This is a genomic window from Stenotrophomonas sp. PS02301 (assembly GCF_029959485.1).
Lineage (GTDB): Bacteria > Pseudomonadota > Gammaproteobacteria > Xanthomonadales > Xanthomonadaceae > Stenotrophomonas > Stenotrophomonas maltophilia_Z.
The window spans coordinates 1-2530 of sequence record NZ_JASCOO010000183.1 but is presented as its reverse complement, the minus strand read 5'-3'; the positions used below and the strand labels follow the sequence as shown (position 1 = coordinate 2530).

Sequence of the window (2530 nt, the reverse complement as noted above, 5' to 3'; positions counted from 1 at the left end):
AATTTGTTTTAAACGGCTTTAGGGGGGGGGGAGGGGGTAGATGCCCTTCCCGACCCGTCACACGGGGTGGGCGCACGCCCACCGCTGAGGACATCCTGCGGTGGGCGCGAGCCCACCCTAAAGCGAGAAGAGTTTCATGAGCACCATCCGTTGCGACATCGTCAGCGCCGAGCAGGAAATCTTCCGTGGTGAGGCGACCCTGGTCGTGGCCACCGGTGAGCTGGGTGAGCTGGGCATCGCGCCCAAGCATGCCCCGCTGATCACCCGCCTGAAGCCGGGCAAGGTGGTGGTGACCACGCCGAGCGGCGAGCAGATCGACTTCGCCATCTCCGGCGGCATTCTCGAAGTGCAGCCGCAGGTCGTGACCGTGCTGGCCGACACCGCGATCCGTGCCCAGGACATCGACGAAGCCTCGGTCCGCAAGGCCAAGGAAGAAGCCGAGCGCATCCTGGCCAACCGTGGTGAAGCAATGGAAGTGGCCGAAGCGCAGCAGCGCCTGGCGGAAGTGTCCGCCCAGCTGCAGGCGCTTGAGCGCCTGCGCAAGAACCTCAAGCACTAAGCGGGGCGGCGCGACGGCGCCATCCGCGAAGGGGAAAACGCCGGCTTGCCGGCGTTTTTTTTGCCTGCCTCCCGGTACGCCGGATCAGCGGAAGATCAGGGTCCGCATCAGCAGGAACGACAGACCGGCCAGTGCGCCTTCGACCAAGGGTTTGGCCAGCCACGCATAGCGTAGCCCCATGTGCTCGGCCGCCAGCGTCACCAGCAGCGTGCTGATCGCGGTCAGCACCGCCCACAGCAGCAGGAAGCGCACGAACCGCGGCCAGCCCAGACGGTGTTCACCATCGTGGGCGAACGTGTAGCGGCCGTTGAGCCAGAAGCCGAGCAGCATGCCGCTCACGCGCCCCAGCAGGTTGCCGGGTGCGGCTGGCATTCCCAATGCGGTGGCAGCCACGAACACGGCCCAGTCCAACACCAGCTGGATCAGGCCCACGACGAGATAGCGGCTGCCTTGGCGGAGGAGACTCACGTGCACTCCGGGTGCGGACAATCCCACATGTTAACGAGCGTCGCACTAGAATTCCCATCAACGATTCCCGGAACGTGATCTACCCATGACCCAGCCCCTGCACGTGATCATCCTGGCCGCCGGCGCCGGCAAGCGCATGAAATCCGCTCTTCCCAAGGTGCTGCAGCCGATCGCCGGCCGCCCGATGCTCGCCCACGTCATCGACACCGCACGCCAGCTGCAGCCTGAAGCGATCCACGTGGTGTACGGCCATGGCGGCGAAGCGGTGCGCCAGGCATTCGCCGATCAGCCTGACCTGCGCTGGGCCGAGCAGGGCGAGCAGCTGGGTACCGGGCATGCCGTGCTGCAGGCCATGCCGGAAGTGCCGGATGCGGCAACCGTTCTGGTGTTGTACGGCGATGTGCCGTTGATCCGCGGCGAGACGCTGCGCCACCTGCTGTCGCAGCCGGGCCGCCTGGCCGTGCTGGTGGCCGAGGTGGCTGATCCGACCGGCTATGGCCGCATCGTGCGCAATGCCGAGGGCAAGGTCGGCGCGATCGTCGAACAGAAAGACGCCAGCGACGAACAGCGCAGCATCCGCACCATCAATACCGGCATCATCACCGCCGAATCCACGGCACTGCGCCGTTGGTTGTCCCAGCTCTCCAATGCGAATGCGCAGGGCGAGTACTACCTGACCGACATCTTTGCCGCGGCAGCCAGCGATTACACCCCGGCCGAGATGGCGTTCGTGCAGGATCCGCAGGATGCCGAGGGTGCCAACGACCCGTGGCAGCTGGCCCAGCTCGAACGCGCCTGGCAGCTGCGTGAAGTGCGTGCACTGTGCGCCCAGGGGGCGCGCGTACTGGACCCGGCACGGCTGGATATCCGTGGCACGGTGACCGTGGGCAGTGACGTGCAGATCGACGTCAACGTGATCCTGGAAGGTCGCGTGGTGCTGGGCGACGGCGTCAGCATCGGCGCGTTCACCCGGCTCAAGGATGTCAGCCTGGCCGCGGGCACCGTGGTCAAGCCGCACTGCGATCTGGACGGGGTGATCAGCGAAGGCGCGGCGGAGATCGGTCCGTTCGCCCGGCTGCGTCCGGGTACCGTCCTCGCGGAGGGCGCGCACGTCGGCAACTTCGTGGAAACCAAGAAGGTCGTGCTCGGCGCGGGCAGCAAGGCCAACCACCTCACCTACCTGGGTGATGCAGTGATCGGCAGCAAGGTCAACATCGGCGCCGGCACGATCACCTGCAACTACGACGGCGTGAACAAGTCACAGACCACCATCGGTGATCGTGCCTTCATCGGCTCCAACAGTTCGCTGGTGGCGCCGGTCGTCATCGGTGAAGGCGCTACCGTGGCGGCTGGTTCGGTGATTACCCGCAGCGCAGCGGCGGACAAACTGACCGTCGCACGTGCCCGCCAGGAAACCATCGATGGCTGGAAGCGCCCCACGAAGAAGTAGTGCCGGCCGCTGGCCGGCAACCAGGCAATCCCGGGTTCACGACGGTGCCGGCC

3 protein-coding genes are annotated in these 2530 nt (G+C 66.4%); 2 read left to right on the top strand and 1 reads right to left on the bottom strand.

Translation table 11 applies throughout. From position 1 onward, the window contains the following. The first annotated feature begins 136 nt into the window (after positions 1 to 136). The gene (locus QMX81_RS20765) at positions 137 to 559 is read left to right on the top strand and encodes a F0F1 ATP synthase subunit epsilon (protein WP_019183637.1); all 423 of its coding nucleotides are present in this window, start codon (positions 137 to 139) and stop codon (positions 557 to 559) included. Positions 560 to 643: 84 nt separating this feature from the next. Here QMX81_RS20765 and QMX81_RS20760 read toward each other — a convergent pair whose 3' ends face one another. Next, complete coding sequence (locus QMX81_RS20760; protein ID WP_282264356.1) at positions 644 to 1027, bottom strand: GtrA family protein; 384 nt, start codon at positions 1025 to 1027, stop codon at positions 644 to 646. Positions 1028 to 1112: 85 nt separating this feature from the next. On the opposite strand from QMX81_RS20760, the gene glmU reads away from it, so the two are divergent. Further along, positions 1113 to 2477, top strand: coding sequence for a bifunctional UDP-N-acetylglucosamine diphosphorylase/glucosamine-1-phosphate N-acetyltransferase GlmU (gene glmU / locus QMX81_RS20755; protein WP_282264354.1), 1365 nt, complete (start codon positions 1113 to 1115; stop codon positions 2475 to 2477). Positions 2478 to 2530 lie beyond the last annotated feature (53 nt).